The organism is Halomonas rhizosphaerae, from assembly GCF_030012485.1.
GTDB classification, from domain to species: domain Bacteria; phylum Pseudomonadota; class Gammaproteobacteria; order Pseudomonadales; family Halomonadaceae; genus Halomonas; species Halomonas rhizosphaerae.
In genome coordinates this window covers 265,089-281,761 of the sequence record NZ_JASCQQ010000012.1, presented here as the reverse complement: position 1 = coordinate 281,761, position 16,673 = coordinate 265,089, and the positions used below count along the sequence as shown (strand labels likewise).

The window sequence follows — 16,673 nt, the reverse complement described above, 5'->3', positions numbered from 1 at the left end:
TTCCTGACTGGCGACATGTCACTGGCGCAGGGCCTCGAGCTGGGCGCTCGTGGCGAGCTGCGCCTGGCGCAGCTCGCGCAGCCCGGACTCGATGTCCCGAAGCCGGTTGCCCAGCGTCTCAATCCGTTCCTGCGCATCATCGCGTGATCCCGCCAGGGCTTCAACGTCGGCCTCCAGGTCCGCCAGCGCCTCGTCCAGGTCCGCAAGGCGCGACTGCTGGGCATCACGATGGTCGGCGAGACGCCCCTCCAGCTCCTCCAGGGCCGTGGCCAGGGTCTCGCGTCGTTCGATCTCTGTCTCGCGGTCAGCGTCCAGGCCGGCCAGTTGCTCGCGCAGCGCGCCGCGCCCCTCCTCGCCCGCGCGCTCCAGGGCATCCAGGGAGCTGCGAGTCGCGGCCAGGGTCGCGGCCAGGGTGTCGTCCTCGTCGTCCTGGCGGGCGAGCCGTTCCTCGAGGGCATCGATCGCCTCCTCGAGGGGCGCCAGGCGCTCTTCCTGACGCGTCTCGAGCGTGGCCAGGCGCTCGTCGATGACCGCGTCGAGCTCGGCCTCCAGGTTGGCCAGCTCGTCCAGACGGTCCTGCAGCATGGTGAGGGCCTCCCCCCGCCCCTCTTCCGCGTCGAAGCGGGCATGCACGTTGGAGAGCTCGCCGCTGACCCGGGCGATCTCGGCCTGCAGCCGAGTGCGCTCCTGCCAGCCGGCCCAGGCGAGGGCGGCACAAGCGGCGATGAGCAGCAGCACCAGCAGCCACAGCGGCCATACCCGCGGGGGCGGGGGCTGATGCCTGCGTGGCGCCGACAGGCTGGCATCCGGGTCCGGTACGATCGGCCGGCTGTACCGGGGGGCATCCGGGCGCTCTGCCATGGCGAACTCCTTCTTTGGGGAACGGGGTGGCCGGGGCCCGGTCGATTGGCGCCCCCGGGGCCGGGTGCTATGATGCCGCGACAGCACCGACACATCATCCTGATAGTGTAAGGTTTTTTGTCATCGGAACGCACGGGGCCCGTCAACGCCAGCCGACGGGCCTTGAACCCCGACGTTCCGATGCCGCACCATGGGGTGCTGTACCGACACCGCTGACGACAAGGAGAGATTCGATGGCATTCGAACTGCCCGCACTGCCTTACGAGAAGAACGCGCTGGAACCGCACATCTCCGCCGAGACCCTCGAGTATCACTACGGCAAGCACCACCAGACCTACGTGAACAAGCTCAACGAGCTGACCGACGGCACCGACGATGCCAACAAGTCCCTCGAGGAGATCATCAAGTCCTCTTCCGGCGGCCTGTTCAACCAGGCGGCCCAGGTCTGGAACCACACCTTCTACTGGCACTGCCTGTCGCCCAACGGTGGCGGTGAGCCGAGCGGCGCGCTGGCCGAGGCCATCAATGCCAAGTTTGGATCCTTCGACAAGTTCAAGGAAACCTTCAACGCCCAGGCCGCGGGCAACTTCGGTTCCGGCTGGACCTGGCTGATCAAGACCGACGACGGCGGCGTCGACATCGTCAACACCAGCAACGCCGACACCCCCATCGCCCATGGCCAGACCCCGCTGCTGACCATCGATGTATGGGAACACGCCTACTACATCGATTACCGCAACGCGCGTCCGAAGTACCTCGAGAACGTCTGGAGCGTCCTCAACTGGGACTTCGTCGCCCAGAACTTCAGCTGATCGCCCGGCGCCTCTGCGCCGACCGGCTGACGCAACGCAATCGGCCCCGCCAGTTGGCGGGGCCGATTGCGTTGGTCGGTCCCTCTCGGGCGCGGCCGGGATCGCGAGGGCTGGCTCAGGGGTCGGCGCGTCGCCCGATCCCCCGATAGTGCATGCCGCACGCGGCGACATGGGCGGGGTCATAGATGTTGCGCCCGTCGAGCAGCAACTTCTCGCCGAGCCGCTCGGCCAGCCGCGGCCAGTCGGGGTTCCAGTAGGCCTTCCACTCGGTGACGAGCATCAGCGCATCGGCCCCCTCGCAGGCCTCCAGGGGATCCCCCCGGAACACCTCGAGCAGCGGGTGCTCGCCGACCTCGGCCAGCACGGCCGGGATCGCCGCCGGGTCATGCAGGCGAACCCGCACGCCCTGGGCCCACAGCGCGCGCAGCAGCGTGAGCACCGGCGCCTGGTCGATGCGGGCGGTGCCGGGCTTGAAGGCCGCTCCCCAGATCGCCACCCGGCGACCCTCCAGGCGGCCATGGAAGTGCGCCCAGAGCTTGCGGAACAGCGTCTCCTTCTTGTGCTCATTGATGTCGAGCACCTGGTCGAGCAGCGCCGAGTGGCGCCCGCTCGCCGACTGGACGTCAGCCAGGCGCATCAGGTCGCGGGAGAAGTTGGGGCCGCCGAAGCCGCAACCGGGATAAAGGTACTCGTAGCCAATGCGCGAGTCGGCACCCATGCCCTGTCGGACATGCTCCACGTCCACTCCCAGGCTGTCGGCCAGCCCGGCGATATCGTTCATGTAGCTGATGCGCGTGGCGAGCATGCCGTTGATGGCCAGCTTGGTGAGCTCCGCGGCGCGCCGCGGCATGCGCTGGACCACCTCGCGGCGGCGGTTGAAGGCGCGCAACAGCTCGCGCACCTGACGCTCCGCTCCGTCATCGTCACAGCCCAGCAACCAGCGGGAGGGCCGGGTGAAAGCCTCCCAGGCACGCCCCTCCTCGAGCAGGTCGGCCAGGGCCACCGCCCGACAGCCGTCGATGCGCGATTCCAGCTGCTCGGTCTCCCCCACCGGGAAGGTGGAATTGTTGACCAGCACCGCCCCGGGGCAGAGGCCGGTCATCAGTCGCTCGACACTGTCGGCCGCGTCCAGGCGCTGGTCCGGGGATACAGCCAGCCAGAACACGTCGAAGGGCTCGCCACCCACGGCATCCTGCTCGTCGGCGACCAGGCGCAGGCTGCCCTGGCTCAGCCCCTCCTCGAGCCGTCGCATCAGCTCCGGTTCGCTGGTCAACCAGCCGCTGGTGGAGAGCGCCGGCCAGTCGGCCGAGGCGTGAGGCAGCCAGGTGACCCGGTGGCCGACCCAGGAGAGCGCCGCGGCGGCGGTGGCGGCGGCCAGTTCGCTGCCGTGGATCAGTACCCGCATGAGCGTCACTCCTCTCCGGCGTAGCGCGTCAGCAGTTCACGGAACCCTTGGCCGTAGCGCGCATGGCGGCGACCATAGGCGAGGATTGCCTCCAGGTAACCCAGCTGGTGGCCGCAGTCGTAGGTCTTGCCGCGCATTCGCCAGGCGTCCACCCCCTCCTCGCGACGCAGCGTCTCGATGGCATCGGTGAGCTGGATCTCGTTGCCGGCACCCGGCGGCGTATCGGCGAGCAGCGAGAAGATACGACCCGGCAGCACATAGCGGCCGATCACCGCCAGGTTCGAGGGCGCCTCGTCGACGGGCGGCTTCTCCACCACCCCGGCGATGGGTCTTGACTCGCCGGGGCCGGGGAGTTCGCCGTCGGTATCGACAATGCCGTACTTGTGGACCATGTCGTGGGGCACTTCCTCGACCATCAGCTGGCTGTGATGGCTGGCCTCGAAGGAGGCGATCATGCCGGCCAGGTCGTTGGGCTCGAGGCCTTCGTTGTCGACCAGCACGTCGGGCAGCAGCACCGCGAAGGGCTCGTCGTCGCCCACTACCGGGCGCGCGCAGAGCACGGCGTGTCCCAGGCCCAGCGGCTCGGGCTGGCGCACGCTGATGATATGGACGTCGGAGGGCACGATGGAGCGCAGTTCCTCCAGCAGTTCGATCTTGCCCTTGGCCTCGAGGCTCGCCTCGAGCTCGAAGTGCTTGTCGAAATGGTTCTCGATGGCGCTCTTGGTGCCATGGGTCACCAGCACGATGTCGCGAATGCCGGCGGCGACGGCCTCCTGGACCACATACTGGATCACCGGCCGGTCGACGATGGTGATCATCTCCTTGGGAATGGCCTTGGAGGCCGGGAGACAGCGCGTGCCGAACCCGGCAACGGGAAGAACAGCCTTGTTGATCATGGTGCGGTCCCTGTCACTGTTGAGGATGTGGCCCCCAGGAAAGCGTGGGAATGCCCTCCGGGGAGCGGGTACAATACTTCATGATACCGGACCGAGCCTGGCCTGCCAGAGTATCAGGTCGGCGACACCATGGAGAGAGCAGATGAGTGCAAGCCACCCGGAAGCGGACAACGTCGACCAGGCAGAGATCGCCAAGTTCGAGGCCCTGGCCGACCGCTGGTGGGATCCGCAGGGCGAGTTCAAGCCGCTCCACGACATCAACCCGCTGCGCCTGGACTTCATCGATGCCCGGGCGGGACTGGCCGGGCGACGGGTACTCGACGTGGGCTGCGGCGGCGGCATCCTTGCCGAGGCCATGGCGCACCGCGGCGCCGACGTCACCGCCATCGACCTGGGAGAGGCGCCACTGGCCGTGGCCCGGCAGCACGCCAAGGAGAGCGGCGTGGCCATCGGCTACCGCCACGTCAGCGTCGAGGAGATGGCCGCGGCCCACCCCGGCGAGTTCGACGTGGTGACCTGCCTGGAGATGCTCGAGCACGTGCCGGATCCCGGCTCGGTCGTGCGCGCCTGCGCCACCCTGGTCAAGCCCGGTGGCCAGGTGTTCTTCTCGACCCTGAACCGCAACCCCAAGGCCTATGCGCTGGCCGTGCTCGGCGCCGAGTACCTGCTGCGTATGCTGCCGCGCGGCACCCACGACTACCGCCGCTTCATCCGCCCCTCGGAACTGGCCGCCTGGTGCCGCGAGGCAGGCCTGGACGTGCGTGAGCAGAACGGCCTGGTCTTCCATCCGCTGACCCGTCGCTACGCCCTGTCGACGAGCGATGTCTCGGTCAACTACCTGATGCACTGTCGCCGGGAGGCGACGTGATGGCTGGACGGTCTCCTCGGGCCCTGCTCTTCGACCTTGACGGCACCCTGGTGGACACCGCGCCGGACCTGGCGCGGGCCACCAATGCCCTGAGGCGCCACCACGGCCTACCCGCCCTGCCCTATCCGGTGATCCGCGCCCAGGTCTCCAACGGCGGCAGTGCCCTGGTGACCCTTGCTCTGGGTCTCGCCAAGGAGGCGGAAGGCCATGGCGAGGCGCGCACCTTCCTGCTCGAAGCCTATGGACGGGCGGTGGCCGAGGAGAGCCGGGTCTTTGCCCCGTTGGAGCACCTGCTGGCCGAATGGGAGGGAAACGAGCGCCCCTGGGGAATCGTCACCAACAAGCCCCGGGCCTATGCCGTGCCGCTGGTCGAGGCGCTGGGGCTGGTCCCCGGCGCCCTGCTCTGCGCCGACGATCTGCCGGTCAAGAAGCCGGACCCCGAGCCCCTGAGAGAAGCCGCCCGTCGCCTGCAGACGACAGCGTCAGACTGCTGGTATATCGGCGATCACCGGCGCGACATGCAGGCGGCACGCGCCGCCGGCATGGCCGCGGTGGCGGTGGGCTATGGCTATATCGAGGAGGGAGACGACTACCGCGGATGGCCGGCCGACCTGTGGTTCGATACCGCCGAGGCGCTGGTGGCGGCACTGCGAGGCGCCGGGCGGGGGGATTAACCGTGCCCCGGGCGACCCGGGGCACCGCCGTCACCCGCGTTTCGGCGGCTGGGCGTCGAACTTCTCGCCGTTGTGGCCGCGGCTCTCCGGCCCCATCAGCCACAGGTAGGTGGGCATGATCTCCTCGGGGCCGCGCAGCGTCCTCTCGTCTTCCCCGGGATAGGCGGTCTTGCGCATGGCGGTTCGCGTCGCCCCGGGGTTCAGGCTGTTGACGCGCAGGGTGCCCAGGTGCTCGACCTCGTCGGCCAGCACCTCGACGAAGCCTTCGGTGGCGAACTTGGACACCGCGTAGGCCCCCCAGTAGGCCCGGCCACGTCGTCCCACGCTCGAGGAGGTGAACACCACCGAGGCGTCCGGCGAACTCTTCAGCAACGGCAGCAGGGCCTGGGTCATCCAGATCGGCCCGTTGATGTTGACCTGCATCACCTGCTCCCAGAGCTCGGGATTGTACTGCTCGAAGGGGGTGATGCGCCCGAGGATCCCGGCGTTGTGCAGGATGCCGTCGAGGCGGCCGAACTCCTTGTCGAGAGTCTCGGCCATGTCATGGTAGTCCTTGAGCGTGGCCCCCTCGAAGTTGAGCGGGAAGATGGCCGGCTGGGGCCCCCCGGCGGCCTCGATCTCGTCGTAGACCTTCTCCAGCTTGGCAATGGTGCGTCCCAGCAGGATCACGGTGGCCCCGTGGCCGGCGAAGGCCAGGGCCGCGGCCCGACCGATGCCGTCACCGGCACCGGTCACCAGGATGATGCGACCGTCGAGCAGGTCGGCCGCTGGCTGGTAGTCGATCTTGCAGGTCATCACGTCTCCTCTGTCCCTCAGTTGCCTGCCTGACGCAGGAAGTCGTCGGCCAGCCCGGCGGCGCTGCTGCCGGGATGCTCCTCGCGCACGCGGTCGAGCAGCGCCCGGCTCTCTTCCGGGCGCCCACGGCGCGCCTCCAGCAGCCCCAGCTTATAGAGGGTATCAGGCACCTTGCTGCTCTCCGGGAAGTCCTGCAGGACGCGCCGGAAGGCGGCATCGGCGGCATCCAGATCCCCCTCGGCCGAGTAGAGCTCGCCGAGCCAGTAGTGGGCGTTGGCGGTCAGGCGGCTGTCGGGATGATCGGCAACGAAGGACTCGAAGGCGCCGATGGCCTGGCCGAACTCGCGGGCCTGAACGTGCGAGAAGGCCGCCTGGTAGGCCGACTGGGCGCCGGGATCGTCACCGCTCGGCGGGGGGGTCTCGGCGACCTGGCGAGCGCTCTCCTCGTCCACCGGGGGGGCGGCCTGGTCGACGCCGCTGCCCGCCGCCATCAGGCGATCCTCGATGTCCAGATATTGCTGGCGAGTCTGGCGGCGCAACTGCTCCAGCTGGTGACGCAACTCCTCCACCTGCCCACGCAGCTGGCGGATCTCCTCCTGATGCTGCTGGACTTGATTGAAGATCACCAGGCTGCCGCCGGATTCCTCGCGGGTGGCCGCCTGGTCATAGAAGCCACCGGAACCCGATTGCCCGGTGAGGTCCTCGATGACCGGCTGCTGGGCCAGGGCCGGTGCCGCTACGGTCAGCGGGAGCAGCAAAGCTCCCGCACCGCACAGTCTCTTCAGACCGTGTCTCATCGTTCTCTCCCTCGTCGTGTCAGTCCCGCTCAGTAGGCGAAGACCACCCGACGGTTCTGGGCGTAGGCATCCTCGTTCTGGCCACGGGCCGCAGGTCGCTCCTCGCCATAGCTGACCACCTCGACCTGGGAGGGCGACACCCCCTGGACGTTGAGGTAGCGCTCGACGGCGCCGGCGCGACGCTCACCCAGTGCCAGGTTGTATTCGCGGGTACCGCGCTCGTCGGTATGCCCCTGCAGGACGACGCTCGCATTGGGGTTGTTCTGCAGGAAGCGGGCATGGGCGGTCAGCACCGACTCGAATTCGCTGCGAATGGCATCGCTGTCGTACTCGAAGTAGATGGTGCGGGTCTCGGGGATTCGACCGTCGGCATCGGCTCTCTGGCCGGCACGCTCGCCGCTGACGCCGCGTCCATCGGCGCTGTCCGTGGTCACGCCGTCGCGATCGGCGCCGCCGGCGCTTCCCGTCAGGTCGCCGTCCTGGCCCCCCCCCGTGCTGGAACAGCCGGCCACGAAGGCCAGGGACAGGGCGATGGCCAGGATTCTGGCATGGGGCTTGAGCTGCATCGTGAAACTCCTTGTTGGATACATCAGTTCAGAAACGGTGACCACGCGGGTTCGCGGACATCACCCTGTGCCGCCGGCAGACGGAAAGAGGCGCGCCCATCGGCGGAGACCCCGCCCAGCACCCCGTTGCCGCCCTGCTGGGTGGCGAAGATTACCATGGTGCCATTGGGCGCGACACTGGGGGATTCGGCCTGCCCCGCGTCGCTCAGGGCCACCAGGCGCCCGCTTTCCAGGTCCTGACGCGCCACCTGGTAGCCATTGTTGCCCCGGTGGATCAGGAAGATCGCCTCGCCGTCCGGCGCGAAGCGCGCCCGGGCATTGTAGTTGCCGGTGAAGGTGAGGCGCTCCTCCTCGCCGCTGCCCAGGTCGAGGCGATAGATCTGCGGGCCCCCGCTGCGGTCGGAGGTGAACAGCAGGCTGCGACCATCCGGCGACCAGGCGGGCTCGGTGTCGATGCTGGAGTTGTTGGTGACGCGCTGCACGTCCCGCGAGCCGATGTCCATCACGTAGATCTCGGGCTGGCCATCCTTGGAGAGCGCCATCGCCAGTCGGCGACCATCCGGTGACCAGGTCGGAGCACTGTTCAGCCCCTCGAAGGAGGTGGCACGCACGCGCCGGCCGGACGCGAGATCCTGGATGTAGATCGCCGGGCGCTCGGTCTCGAAGGAGACGTAAGCCAGCTTGCCGCCATCCGGCGACCAGGCCGGCGACATGATCGGCTCGTCGGACGAGAGGATCTGCTGGCTGTTACGCCCGTCGGCATCGGCCACGTGGAGGGCATACTGGGTTTCGTCCCCCACGCCGCTGGAGGTCACGTAGGCGATACGGGTCGAGAAGGCCCCCCGGATATCGGTGATCTCCTCGAAGATCTGGTCGCTGATGTAGTGCGCGGCATCGCGCAGTCCCTGGCGACCGGCCGTCACGCTCTCGGCGATCATGCGGCTCTCGCCACTGACGTCCATCAGCTCGTACTGGATGCGATACTCATCCCCCTCGCGACTGATTCGCCCCGCCACCAGGTAGCGAACGTCCAGGGCGCGCCAGTCGCCGTAGTGGACCTCGTCGCTCGAGGCGGGGCGCTCGAACATGGCACGACGCTCCAGCGGTTCGAAGTAGCCGCTTCGCTCCAGGTCATCGGAGACGATCTGCGCAATGTCCTGGGGCATGTCGTCGCCGTCGGCGAAGGGCACGATCGCGATGGGCGTGGCGCGGTCGCTGCCACGGGTGATCTCGATGGTCAGGTCGGCGGCCTGCGCCAGGCTGGTGAACAGCATCAGCATGGCGGCCAGCCAGGTGGTCTTCAGGATGTTCATCAGCGGATATCCCCCGGTCGGAATCGCAGGTTGAATTGACGGTAGTCGCGCTGGGCCGACGCCGGCAACTGGCGCAGCTCGGCGAAGGGCGCGGCGGCCTCCACGGCCTGGACCGCAGAACGGTCGAAGGCACTGTTGCCACTGCTCTGACCAATGGTAGCCGCGAACAGCTCACCTGAGGGGCCCAGTCGCACCGAGACCTCGGCGCTGGCCCCGTCAGGCACGTTGGGCGGAATCACCCAGGCCTGCTCCACCGCCCGGCGCACGAGGTTGATGAAGCTGTTGGCCGCTTCGGTGGCCTGACGGGCATTGGCCACGTTGTCGGCTTCGCCCTCGATGGCACGATCCAGGCCCTGGTTGGCGGCCTCGGCAGCGCGGCGGGCCTGCTCCTCGGCCTGGCGCTGGCGTTCGGCTTCCGCTTCGGCCTGGCGCTGGCGTTCGGCTTCTGCCTCGGCCTGGCGCTGGCGTTCGGCTTCCGCCTCGGCCTGGCGCTGGCGTTCGGCTTCCGCCTCGGCCTGGCGCTGACGCTCGGCTTCTGCCTCGGCCTGGCGCTGGCGTTCGGCTTCCTCTTCGGCCTGACGCTGGCGTTCGGCTTCCGCCTCGGCCTGACGCTGGCGTTCGGCTTCCGCCTCGGCCTGGCGCTGGCGTTCGGCTTCCTCTTCGGCCTGGCGCTGGCGTTCGGCTTCCTCCTGACGGCGACGCTCGGCCTGCTGCTCGCGTTCGCGGGCTTGCCGTTCGGCCTGCTCGGTGCGGCGGGCGGCCTCCTCCTCGGCAGCCCGACGAGCCTCCTCGCGGGCCTCGTTTTCCGCCTGACGCTGACGTTCGGCCTCCTCGGCCTGACGGGCAGCTTCCTCGGCGGCCTCGACCGCCTCGGCCTCTGCCTCGCGAGCTTCTTCTTGCTCGGCAGCCGCCGCGGCCTCCTCCTCGGCCTGTCGGGCCGCCGCCCGGGCCCGGGCCTCCTCGGCACGCTGGGCCTGGTCGGTGGTGGTCTCGGTACTGACGAGGGTCGCCTGGACGATATTGGTGCTCGGTGGCTCGGTCTCCCGCTCGGGAAAGCGGATCACGCTGGCCACCAGGATCGCCAGGTGCAGGGCGATGGCGAGCACCAGCGGCAGGCCATAGCCCACGCGTCGGTCATGTCTGGCCATGTGGGCTCCTCAACTGTCCCCGGGGGGCGGTTCCGAGATCAGCCCGACATTGGTCACCCCCGCGGTCTGCAGGGTGCTCATCAGCGTCACCACCTGGCCGTAGGGGACATTGCGGTCGCCGCGCACCATCACCGGGGTGCCCGGCTGACGTTCCAGCAGGATGATCACCCGTTCGCTCACCTCGTCGAGGCTGACCGGTGTCTCGTCCTCGCCCAGGGAAATGAAGTACTGGCCGTCACGGTCCACCGAGACGATGATCGGCTCGCGATCCTCGGTCTCCTCGATGGGTTCGGAACTGACCTGGGGCAGGTCGACCTGCACGCCCTGGGTGAGCATGGGCGCGGTGATCATGAAGATCACCAGCAGCACCAGCATGACGTCGATGAAGGGCACGACGTTGATCTCGCCCATGGGCTTGCTGCGCCCGCCACGATTGAAGGGTCCTAGCATGACGGCCTCTCCCTCAGTCGGCGCCGGGGTCGGTCCGGCCCTGCAGGTTGCGGTGCAGGATGGAATGGAACTCCTCGGCGAAGTCCTCGTACTTGCCCAGCAGGCGCCCAGACTCGGCGGAAAGCCGGTTGTAGAAGATCACCGCCGGAATCGCCGCGAACAGCCCCATGGCGGTGGCGATCAGGGCCTCGGCGATCCAGGGGGCCACCGTGGCCAGGGTCGCCTGCTGGGCCATGGAGAGGGACTGGAAGGAGCCCATGATGCCCCAGACGGTGCCGAACAGCCCGATATAGGGACTGGCCGAGGCGACCGTGGCCAGAAACACCAGGTGCAGGTTGAGGCGGTCCTCCTCGCGGGACCACGCCACACGCATGCTGCGCTGGACGCCCTCGAGGATCGCCTGGGGGCTGCGGGTCTTGGCCAGCAGGCGGTTGAACTCGCGGAAGCCGGCACGGAAGACGTGCTCGGCCCCCTGGGTCTCCTGCTCGGCGGGGGTCTCGCGATAGAGCTCGTTGAGATCGACACCGGACCAGAAGCGGTCCTCGAAGGCACGGTGTGCCTTGCGTGCCCGGCGCATCACGAAGGTACGCTGGAAGATCACCACCCAGGAGAGGATGGAGCCGATCACCAGGATCAGCATCACCATCTGCACTACGCCGCTGGCGTTCATGATCAGGTGGGGTATGGACATGGAGTCGTTCACGGGGATCCTCGTCGGTCTTGGTCAGTCGTCACGGGAGTGGGAGTCCGCTATTGGGGCGCCCGCTCGTGGGGCGCCATGTCGAAGTGATCCCAGGCCTGACGGGTCACCACCCGACCACGCGCGGTGCGCATCATCAGGCCCTGCTGGATCAGGTAGGGTTCGATGACGTCCTCGATGGTGTCGCGCTCCTCGCCGATCGCCGCGGCCAGGGAGTCGATGCCCACCGGGCCCCCGTCGAACTTCTCGATCATCGCCAGCAGCAGGCGCCGGTCCATATGATCGAGACCGTGGTGGTCGACGTGGAGCATGTTCAGGGCCAAGTCGGCTATCTCGGCATCCACGCGCCCCTGGGCGCGCACCTCGGCGAAGTCCCGCACCCGGCGCAGCAGCCGGTTGGCGATGCGCGGGGTGCCCCGGGAACGGCGTGCGACCTCTCGGGCGCCTTCCCGGTCGCTCTCGACCCCCAGCAGCCGGGCAGAGCGCACGACGATCTCGGTAAGCTCGTCGATGCTGTAGAACTCCAGGCGCTGGACGATGCCGAAGCGGTCGCGCAGCGGCGAGGTCAGAAGGCCCGCCCGGGTGGTGGCACCGACCAGGGTGAAGGGGGGAAGGTCGAGCTTGATCGAACGCGCCGCCGGCCCCTCGCCGATGACGATGTCGAGCTGAAAGTCCTCCATGGCGGGGTAGAGGATCTCCTCCACCACCGGCGACAGGCGGTGGATCTCGTCGATGAACAGCACATCGCCGGGCTGCAGGTTGGTGAGCATGGCGGCGAGGTCGCCGGCCCGCTCCAGCACCGGCCCCGAGGTGGACTTGAGCCCCACCCCCATCTCGGCGGCGACGATGTTGGCGAGCGTCGTCTTGCCGAGCCCCGGCGGACCGAACACCAGGGTGTGGTCGAGGCTCTCCTCTCGTCCGCGGGCGGCGCTGATGAAGATGTCGAGCTGCTCGCGCACCCGCGGCTGGCCGATATAGTCGGCGAGCCGCTTGGGACGGATGGCATGGTCGACGCTGCCCTCCCCCTCGCGGGGGTCGGCGGCGATCAGGCGATCAGTCTCGAGCATGGCGGCCATCCGGCATCAGGTGAAAACGTGGATACGGCATCGAATCACCCCGCCAGGCGGCGGGTCAGCGCCGCCTTGATCATGGCCTCGGTGGAGCCGGACGTCTCTAGGCCGAGCAGCATGCGGGCCGCCTCGGTGGGCTTGTAGCCGAGGCTGACCAGGGCCGCCTCGGCATCGGCGACGGGGTCCGCGGCGCCGGAGGAGACGCTGCCCGTCGGATCCCTGGTGCCGATGGCCAGCTCGCCCGGCTGCTCCCAGTGAGGGAAGCGGTCGCGCATCTCGATGATCAACCGCTCAGCGGTCTTCTTGCCCACCCCGGGCAGCCGGGTCAGCGCCTTGACGTCATCGTCCATCACGCAGCGCACGAAGGCCTCCTCGTCCATGCCGGAGAGGATGCCCAGTGCCAGCTTGGGGCCGATACCATTGACCTTGATCAGGGCACGGAAGAGGGAACGCTCCTGCTCCCGGGCGAAGCCGTAGAGCAGGTGGGCATCCTCCCGGATGACCAGGTGGGTATAGAGCGATACCGGCTCCCCGGTGCCGGGCATGGCCACCAGGGTGGTCATGGAGGCTTCCAGCTCGTAGCCGACACCCGCCACCTCCACCACCATCCAGGGGGGCTGTTTCTCGAGCAGGGTGCCTCGCAGGCGTCCTATCATGGAAGTTCGCTGTCCCTTGGGTTGGAGTCCATCGCGGCCCGCGGGGCCGTCATCGGGCCACTATACTGTTCGCCCGTGCCGCATGCCAGCCCGCGGGAACAGCGTTCGACAATCTGGCACCGTCGCCTCACGGCGACAGCTCACGGACGAAAGTCACGCCAGGAGCCTCCCTTGCGACGGCTGCGATGCCCGCCATAGCTCCCCTCACGCATCAGCCCCATGCGGGCATGGGCATGGGTGAGCGCAATGGCCAGGGCGTCGGCGGCATCCGCCTGAGGCGTGGCCGAGAGGCCGAGGATCGCCGTCACCATGTGCTGCACCTGGGCCTTGTCGGCGCTGCCACTGCCGGCCACCGCCTGCTTGATCTGGCGAGGGCCGTACTCGCTGACCGGCAAGCCATGGTTGGCGGCACAGACGATGGCCGTGCCGCGGGCCTGGCCGAGCTTGAGGGCGGAGTCGGCATTCTTCGACATGAACACCTGCTCGATGGCGAACTCCCCGGGGCCATGCACCGAGATCAGCTCGCTGACCCCGGCGTAGACCTGGGCCAGGCGCTGGGCCAGGTCGTCGGCCTGGATGCGGATGCAGCCGCTGGCCACATAGCGCGGCGTGGGCGTGGTGACGTCCAGCACCCCGTAGCCGGTGATCCGCGAGCCGGGGTCGATGCCGAGGATCAGCATCGGCAAGGTTCAGTCGAGCAGGTCGAGGACATCATCGGCAAACTCCGCGTTGGTGGTGACGTTCTGGACATCGTCCAGGTCCTCGAGCATGTCGAGCAGCTTGAGGACCTTGCTGGCGAGCTCCGCCTCGGCGATGGGCGTGGTGGTTTCCGGATAGAGCCCCACATCGCTGTACGCGGGCTCGATCCCCGCCGCGACCAGGGCATCCTTCACCCGGCCGAAGGAGTCGGGCGTGGTGACCACCTCGAGGCGGCCATCGTCACGGACCTCGATCTCCTCGGGCTCCGCGTCCAGGGTGGCCTCGATCGCGGCCTCCTCGGTGACCCCCTCGGGCAGCAGCAGGCGCCCCTGACGGTGGAACATGAAGGCCACCGACCCGGTGGTACCCAGGTTGCCGCCCTGCTTGCCGAAGGCATGTCGCACCTCGGAGACAGTTCGATTGCGGTTATCGGTCATGCACTCGACCATCACCGCGACCCCCTCGGGCCCATAGCCCTCGTAGACGCACTCCTCCATGGCGTCGCCGTCGGCGTTGCCGGCGCCCCGGTCCACCGCACGCTGGATGGTCTCCTTGGTCATGTTGTTGGCCAGCGCCTTGTCGATGGCGGCGCGCAGTCGCGGGTTGTCGGCCGGCTCACCGCCGCCCTGGCGTGCCGCCACGCTCAGCTCACGGATCAGCTTGTTGAAGATCTTGCCGCGCCTGGCGTCCTGGGCCGCCTTGCGATGTTTGATATTGGCCCACTTGCTATGGCCTGCCATTGCAACAACCTCCTGTGGTAGCGCTATCTCTGCTCGAGGCCATTTCGGCGACAGCGCCTCCTTCCTCAAGGTTTCCAGACGCCACCGGCGCCCTGGGGCGCCGGTGGATGTCATCGGGTCGGAATCGCCGTCACTCGCCGGCGGTCTCCGCCTTGGCCTTCTGGCGCAGGCGGATGTTGAGCTCCTTGAGCTGCTCGGCGCTGACCTCGCCCGGCGCCTCGGTCAGCAGGCAGGCCGCGCTCTGGGTCTTCGGGAAGGCGATCACCTCGCGGATGGTCTTCGCCCCGCTCATCAGCATCACCAGGCGGTCGAGGCCGAAGGCCAGGCCGCCGTGGGGCGGCGCGCCGTACTGCAGGGCGTCGAGCAGGAAGCCGAACTTCTCGCGGGCCTCCTCCTCGCCGATGCCCAGCACCTCGAGGACGGTCTGCTGCATCGCCTGGTCGTGGATACGGATCGAGCCGCCGCCAAGTTCGGTGCCGTTGAGCACCATGTCATAGGCCCGCGAGAGCGCGGAGGCCGGGTGGGCCTTGAGGGTCTCGGCGTCGCAGGAGGGAGCGGTGAACGGATGGTGCAGGGCCTGCAGGCGGGCGCTGCCGTCCTCCTCGAACATCGGGAAGTCGACCACCCACAGCGGGGCCCAGTCGGCGGTATAGAGGTCGAGGTCCTCGCCGAGGCGCACGCGCAGCGCCCCGAGGGCCTCGTTGACGATGCGTGCCTTGTCGGCACCGAAGAAGATGATATCGCCGTCCTCGGCGCCCACCCGGTCCAGCAGCTGCTCGACCACGCCCTCCATGAACTTGACGATGGGCGACTGCAGGCCCTCGAGGCCCTTGGCCCGCTCGTTGACCTTGATCCAGGCCAGCCCGCGAGCACCGTAGATGCCGACGAACCGGGTGTAGTCGTCGATCTCCTTGCGGGACAGGCTGGCCCCGCCCGTCACCTTCAGGGCGGCGACGCGACCGTCATCGGCGTTGGCCGGGCCGGAGAAGACCTTGAAGTCGACGTCCTGCATCAGGTCATCGACGTCGGTGAGCTCGAGCGGGATGCGCAGGTCCGGCTTGTCGGAGCCGAAGCGGCTCATGGCCTCGGCATAGGGCATGCGCGGGAAGGCGGGCAGCTCGACCTCGAGCACCTCCTGGAACAGCTGGCGGACCATCGCCTCGGTGATCGCCATGATGTCCTCCTCCTCGACGAAGGAGGCCTCGAGGTCGATCTGGGTGAACTCGGGCTGGCGGTCGGCGCGCAGGTCCTCGTCGCGGAAGCACTTGGCGATCTGGTAGTAGCGGTCGAAGCCCGACACCATCAACAACTGCTTGAACAGCTGCGGCGACTGGGGCAGCGCGAAGAAGCTGCCCGGATGGGTGCGGCTCGGCACCAGGTAGTCGCGGGCCCCCTCGGGGGTGGCGCGGGTCAGGATCGGGGTCTCGATGTCCAGGAAGCCCTGGCCCTCGAGGAAGGCGCGTACGCTGTGGGAGATGCGCGAGCGCAGGCGCAGCTTCTCGATCATCTCCGGGCGACGCAGGTCGATGTAGCGATGCTTGAGTCGTACCTCCTCGCCCACCTTGCCATGCTCGTCGAGCTGAAAGGGCGGCGTGGCGGCGGTGTTGAGCACCTCCACCTGCTTGGCCAGCACCTCGATCATGCCGGTGGGCATGTTGGGGTTCTGGGTGCCCTCGGGGCGCAGCCTGACGCGACCGCCGATGCGCAGCACATACTCGCTGCGGGCGCGGTCGGCATTGGCGAAGGCCTCGGCGGTATCGGGGTCGACCACGACCTGGGCGATGCCGTCGCGATCGCGCATGTCGAGGAAGATCACGCCCCCATGGTCACGGCGGCGATGGACCCAGCCGCACAGGGTGACCGTCTGATCCACCAGGGTCTCGTTCAGCTGGCCGCAATAATGGCTGCGCATGTCAAATCCTGTTCTGTTGCATGAAATGGTGAAAGGCAAGGCCGGGCGACTCAGGCCGCCGCCCCGTCCTTGCTCGGCGTCTTGTCGGCCTTGCCGCCCTCGCCGCCGGCCAGGTTCTTCTTGCTGCCGGTCTTGAAGTCGGTCTCGTACCAGCCGCCGCCGGCCAGCCGGAACCCGGCCGCGGAAACCAGGCGATTGAGCTCTGCCGCCTCGCAGGCGGGACAGTCCCTCAGCGGCTCGGCGCTGATCTTCTGAAGCTTCTCCAGGCGGTGGCCGCAGGCCTTGCACTCGTATTCGTAGATGGGCATGGT

The 16,673-nt window shown here is 68.4% G+C and carries 19 protein-coding genes; 3 read left to right on the top strand and 16 right to left on the bottom strand.

The window, feature by feature from the left end; translation table 11 throughout:
• Positions 1-18 precede the first annotated feature (18 nt).
• Complete coding sequence (locus QLQ86_RS06995) at positions 19-861, bottom strand: coiled-coil domain-containing protein (RefSeq protein WP_282816348.1); 843 nt, start codon at positions 859-861, stop codon at positions 19-21.
• A 233-nt stretch (positions 862-1,094) separates the two neighbouring features.
• Here QLQ86_RS06995 and QLQ86_RS06990 point away from each other — a divergent pair, with 233 nt between their 5' ends.
• Positions 1,095-1,673, top strand: coding sequence for a superoxide dismutase (locus QLQ86_RS06990; protein WP_133634177.1), 579 nt, complete (start codon positions 1,095-1,097; stop codon positions 1,671-1,673).
• Positions 1,674-1,788: 115 nt separating this feature from the next.
• Here the strand turns inward: QLQ86_RS06990 and QLQ86_RS06985 are convergent, their stop codons facing one another.
• The gene (locus QLQ86_RS06985; protein WP_282816347.1) at positions 1,789-3,078 is read right to left on the bottom strand and encodes a nucleotide sugar dehydrogenase; all 1,290 of its coding nucleotides are present in this window, start codon (positions 3,076-3,078) and stop codon (positions 1,789-1,791) included.
• Between the two features lie 5 nt (positions 3,079-3,083).
• Complete coding sequence (galU, locus tag QLQ86_RS06980) at positions 3,084-3,974, bottom strand: UTP--glucose-1-phosphate uridylyltransferase GalU (protein ID WP_282735967.1); 891 nt, start codon at positions 3,972-3,974, stop codon at positions 3,084-3,086.
• Between the two features lie 142 nt (positions 3,975-4,116).
• Between galU and ubiG the strand changes: the two genes are divergently transcribed.
• Both ubiG and QLQ86_RS06970 read left to right on the top strand, forming a co-directional pair.
• The gene (ubiG, locus tag QLQ86_RS06975; protein WP_282735968.1) at positions 4,117-4,842 is read left to right on the top strand and encodes a bifunctional 2-polyprenyl-6-hydroxyphenol methylase/3-demethylubiquinol 3-O-methyltransferase UbiG; all 726 of its coding nucleotides are present in this window, start codon (positions 4,117-4,119) and stop codon (positions 4,840-4,842) included.
• Complete coding sequence (locus QLQ86_RS06970) at positions 4,842-5,516, top strand: HAD-IA family hydrolase (RefSeq protein WP_282735969.1); 675 nt, start codon at positions 4,842-4,844, stop codon at positions 5,514-5,516. The genes ubiG and QLQ86_RS06970 overlap by 1 nt, the downstream gene beginning before the upstream one ends.
• Before the next feature lie 30 nt (positions 5,517-5,546).
• On the opposite strand, the gene QLQ86_RS06965 is transcribed toward QLQ86_RS06970, so the two are convergent.
• The 13 genes from QLQ86_RS06965 to QLQ86_RS06905 form a co-directional block, all read right to left on the bottom strand.
• Positions 5,547-6,311 (bottom strand): YciK family oxidoreductase, encoded by a 765-nt coding sequence (locus QLQ86_RS06965; RefSeq protein ID WP_282735970.1) that lies wholly within the window; start codon positions 6,309-6,311, stop codon positions 5,547-5,549.
• Positions 6,312-6,328: 17 nt separating this feature from the next.
• Positions 6,329-7,108: a tol-pal system protein YbgF gene (gene ybgF, locus QLQ86_RS06960; protein ID WP_282816346.1), complete on the bottom strand. Its 780-nt coding sequence runs from the start codon at positions 7,106-7,108 to the stop codon at positions 6,329-6,331.
• A gap of 29 nt (positions 7,109-7,137) precedes the next feature.
• The gene (gene pal / locus QLQ86_RS06955; protein WP_282735972.1) at positions 7,138-7,674 is read right to left on the bottom strand and encodes a peptidoglycan-associated lipoprotein Pal; all 537 of its coding nucleotides are present in this window, start codon (positions 7,672-7,674) and stop codon (positions 7,138-7,140) included.
• 23 nt (positions 7,675-7,697) lie between these two features.
• Positions 7,698-8,987 carry a Tol-Pal system beta propeller repeat protein TolB gene (gene tolB, locus QLQ86_RS06950; RefSeq protein ID WP_282816345.1) on the bottom strand — a complete coding sequence of 430 codons (1,290 nt, stop codon included), beginning with the start codon at positions 8,985-8,987 and terminating at the stop codon, positions 7,698-7,700.
• On the bottom strand, positions 8,987-10,135 hold the full coding sequence (gene tolA, locus QLQ86_RS06945; RefSeq protein WP_282735974.1) for a cell envelope integrity protein TolA: 1,149 nt from the start codon (positions 10,133-10,135) through the stop codon (positions 8,987-8,989). Before tolA ends, tolB begins: the two co-directional genes overlap by 1 nt.
• A 9-nt stretch (positions 10,136-10,144) precedes the next feature.
• Entirely contained in the window at positions 10,145-10,585 is a 441-nt protein-coding gene (tolR, locus tag QLQ86_RS06940) for a protein TolR (RefSeq protein WP_282735975.1), read from the bottom strand.
• Between the two features lie 13 nt (positions 10,586-10,598).
• Complete coding sequence (gene tolQ, locus QLQ86_RS06935; protein WP_284047698.1) at positions 10,599-11,276, bottom strand: protein TolQ; 678 nt, start codon at positions 11,274-11,276, stop codon at positions 10,599-10,601.
• Between the two features lie 59 nt (positions 11,277-11,335).
• Positions 11,336-12,352, bottom strand: a complete 1,017-nt coding sequence (gene ruvB, locus QLQ86_RS06930; protein ID WP_282735976.1) for a Holliday junction branch migration DNA helicase RuvB — start codon at positions 12,350-12,352, stop codon at positions 11,336-11,338.
• Positions 12,353-12,396: 44 nt separating this feature from the next.
• A complete protein-coding gene (ruvA, locus tag QLQ86_RS06925; protein WP_282735977.1) occupies positions 12,397-13,011 on the bottom strand; it encodes a Holliday junction branch migration protein RuvA in 615 nt (204 codons plus the stop codon).
• 140 nt (positions 13,012-13,151) lie between these two features.
• A complete protein-coding gene (gene ruvC, locus QLQ86_RS06920) occupies positions 13,152-13,691 on the bottom strand; it encodes a crossover junction endodeoxyribonuclease RuvC (RefSeq protein ID WP_282736160.1) in 540 nt (179 codons plus the stop codon).
• A gap of 9 nt (positions 13,692-13,700) precedes the next feature.
• Positions 13,701-14,450, bottom strand: coding sequence for a YebC/PmpR family DNA-binding transcriptional regulator (locus QLQ86_RS06915; RefSeq protein ID WP_282735978.1), 750 nt, complete (start codon positions 14,448-14,450; stop codon positions 13,701-13,703).
• Positions 14,451-14,580: 130 nt separating this feature from the next.
• Positions 14,581-16,362 (bottom strand): aspartate--tRNA ligase, encoded by a 1,782-nt coding sequence (aspS, locus tag QLQ86_RS06910; protein ID WP_282816344.1) that lies wholly within the window; start codon positions 16,360-16,362, stop codon positions 14,581-14,583.
• Positions 16,363-16,412: 50 nt separating this feature from the next.
• Positions 16,413-16,670, bottom strand: coding sequence for an FmdB family zinc ribbon protein (locus QLQ86_RS06905; protein ID WP_133634210.1), 258 nt, complete (start codon positions 16,668-16,670; stop codon positions 16,413-16,415).
• Positions 16,671-16,673 lie beyond the last annotated feature (3 nt).

Excerpts from the sequence above, each read along its gene's own strand:
- QLQ86_RS06995 (WP_282816348.1), bottom strand. The coding sequence starts at position 861 with ATGGCAGAGCGCCCGGATGCCCCCCGGTACAGCCGGCCGATCGTACCG.
- QLQ86_RS06990 (WP_133634177.1), top strand. The coding sequence starts at position 1,095 with ATGGCATTCGAACTGCCCGCACTGCCTTACGAGAAGAACGCGCTGGAA.
- QLQ86_RS06985 (WP_282816347.1), bottom strand. The coding sequence starts at position 3,078 with ATGCGGGTACTGATCCACGGCAGCGAACTGGCCGCCGCCACCGCCGCC.
- galU (WP_282735967.1), bottom strand. The coding sequence starts at position 3,974 with ATGATCAACAAGGCTGTTCTTCCCGTTGCCGGGTTCGGCACGCGCTGT.
- ubiG (WP_282735968.1), top strand. The coding sequence starts at position 4,117 with ATGAGTGCAAGCCACCCGGAAGCGGACAACGTCGACCAGGCAGAGATC.
- QLQ86_RS06970 (WP_282735969.1), top strand. The coding sequence starts at position 4,842 with ATGGCTGGACGGTCTCCTCGGGCCCTGCTCTTCGACCTTGACGGCACC.
- QLQ86_RS06965 (WP_282735970.1), bottom strand. The coding sequence starts at position 6,311 with ATGACCTGCAAGATCGACTACCAGCCAGCGGCCGACCTGCTCGACGGT.
- ybgF (WP_282816346.1), bottom strand. The coding sequence starts at position 7,108 with ATGAGACACGGTCTGAAGAGACTGTGCGGTGCGGGAGCTTTGCTGCTC.
- pal (WP_282735972.1), bottom strand. The coding sequence starts at position 7,674 with ATGCAGCTCAAGCCCCATGCCAGAATCCTGGCCATCGCCCTGTCCCTG.
- tolB (WP_282816345.1), bottom strand. The coding sequence starts at position 8,987 with ATGAACATCCTGAAGACCACCTGGCTGGCCGCCATGCTGATGCTGTTC.
- tolA (WP_282735974.1), bottom strand. The coding sequence starts at position 10,135 with ATGGCCAGACATGACCGACGCGTGGGCTATGGCCTGCCGCTGGTGCTC.
- tolR (WP_282735975.1), bottom strand. The coding sequence starts at position 10,585 with ATGCTAGGACCCTTCAATCGTGGCGGGCGCAGCAAGCCCATGGGCGAG.
- tolQ (WP_284047698.1), bottom strand. The coding sequence starts at position 11,276 with ATGTCCATACCCCACCTGATCATGAACGCCAGCGGCGTAGTGCAGATG.
- ruvB (WP_282735976.1), bottom strand. The coding sequence starts at position 12,352 with ATGCTCGAGACTGATCGCCTGATCGCCGCCGACCCCCGCGAGGGGGAG.
- ruvA (WP_282735977.1), bottom strand. The coding sequence starts at position 13,011 with ATGATAGGACGCCTGCGAGGCACCCTGCTCGAGAAACAGCCCCCCTGG.
- ruvC (WP_282736160.1), bottom strand. The coding sequence starts at position 13,691 with ATGCTGATCCTCGGCATCGACCCCGGCTCGCGGATCACCGGCTACGGG.
- QLQ86_RS06915 (WP_282735978.1), bottom strand. The coding sequence starts at position 14,450 with ATGGCAGGCCATAGCAAGTGGGCCAATATCAAACATCGCAAGGCGGCC.
- aspS (WP_282816344.1), bottom strand. The coding sequence starts at position 16,362 with ATGCGCAGCCATTATTGCGGCCAGCTGAACGAGACCCTGGTGGATCAG.
- QLQ86_RS06905 (WP_133634210.1), bottom strand. The coding sequence starts at position 16,670 with ATGCCCATCTACGAATACGAGTGCAAGGCCTGCGGCCACCGCCTGGAG.